Raw genomic sequence first — 331 nt, forward strand, 5'->3', positions numbered from 1 at the left:
GGGGTGATGCGGCAGACGATGGCTACAATTCCTGAACGGCAGACGTCGAAGGCGGCCGGCTGGTCGCGGCGGATCGGGGCATTCTCGCTCGTGCTCCTGCTGACCGCGCTTGCGGGTTATCGGCTCGATCTTACCGACACGCCGCCATTTCTGTGGGTGCTGGCGATCGTCGCGCTGCTGGCGGCGCTTGCGCTGCTGCTGGCCGGGCTTGCCCTGTCGAGACTTTGGAATTTCGGCGATCGCGGCGGCCGCGACTTGAGCATCGGCGCGCTGCTGGCGCTGCTTGTGCTAGCCCCTTTCGGCATCGCCGCCTACTGGGCGACGATCTATC

The 331-nt window shown here is 66.5% G+C and carries 1 pseudogene; it reads left to right on the plus strand.

Annotated elements, in window-relative coordinates:
• Positions 1–18: 18 nt before the first annotated feature.
• Positions 19–331, plus strand: a pseudogene (locus tag EN818_RS31420) (DUF1499 domain-containing protein); the annotation flags it as partial.

Origin of the sequence: Mesorhizobium sp. M3A.F.Ca.ET.175.01.1.1, assembly GCF_004791945.1 — a bacterium.
In the GTDB taxonomy this organism is placed as follows: domain Bacteria; phylum Pseudomonadota; class Alphaproteobacteria; order Rhizobiales; family Rhizobiaceae; genus Mesorhizobium.